Origin of the sequence: Caulobacter sp. 602-2 (assembly GCF_011043625.1) — a bacterium.
In the GTDB taxonomy this organism is placed as follows: domain Bacteria; phylum Pseudomonadota; class Alphaproteobacteria; order Caulobacterales; family Caulobacteraceae; genus Caulobacter.
In genome coordinates this window covers 1-906 of record NZ_JAAKGT010000031.1, presented here as the reverse complement: position 1 = coordinate 906, position 906 = coordinate 1, and the positions used below count along the sequence as shown (strand labels likewise).

Sequence of the window (906 nt, the reverse complement as noted above, 5' to 3'; positions counted from 1 at the left end):
TGGTCGGGCTTCGAGAAGGCGCTGGCGGGTCTTCGCGAGGATGGGCCGGGACGTCCGGGCTATCGGCCAGTTCTGCTGTTCAAGGCGCTGCTGCTGCAGGCCTGGTACGGCCTGTCGGACGCGGAGCTGGAGTTTCGGCTGGGCGACAGCCTGTCGTTCAGCCGGTTCGTGGGGCTGAGCCTGGAGGACGAGGTTCCCGACCACACGACGCTGTGCCGGTTCCGCAATCGACTGGTGAGCCAGCGGCTGCTGGAGCGCCTGTTCGACGAGTTGGACCGCCAGCTGGAAGGCGCGGGCCTGGTGCTCAAGCAGGGCGCGATGCTGGACGCCACCCTGATCGAGGCGGCCACGCCGCGCCCCCGGGGCGGCCAGGAGGCCCTGGCCCAGGCCAGAGACCCCGACGCGGCTTTCGCCAAGCACAAGGGCAAGCCCGGCTCGACCTACGGCTACAAGGCCCATGTGAACGTGGACCAGGGCTCGGGCCTGGTGCGGGCGGTGCTCACCACCCCCGCCAACGTCAACGACACCGTCCCGGCCGACGCCCTGATCCGGGGCGACGAGGCGGCGGTCTATGCCGACAAGGCCTATGACACCCACGCTCGCCGCGCCCGGCTCAAGCAGGCCGGCGTGAAGCCCAGACTGATGCGACGGCCCAACCGCTATCATCCCTTGAGCGATCGTCAGAAACGCTTCAACGACCTGATCGCCCGTCGTCGCGCCGCCGTGGAGACCACCTTCGCCACCTGGAAGCGCCGCATGGGCCTGACGAGGATCCGCTATCTGGGCCTGGCCAAGGCCGGCGGCCAGGTGCTGCTCACCGCCATGGCCTTCAACCTGCGCCGCGCCGCCGTCCTGACGGCCTGACCACGCCACCCATCCGTCCAGATCGCCCCAAGTCCCCCCTCC

The 906-nt window shown here is 70.0% G+C and carries 1 protein-coding gene; it reads left to right on the top strand.

Annotation, left to right across the window (positions count from 1 at the left end; translation table 11 throughout):
* On the top strand, positions 1-864 hold an 864-nt coding region (locus G5B46_RS24110; protein ID WP_165263224.1), incomplete at its 5' end, for an IS5 family transposase.
* Between the last annotated feature and the right edge of the window lie 42 nt (positions 865-906).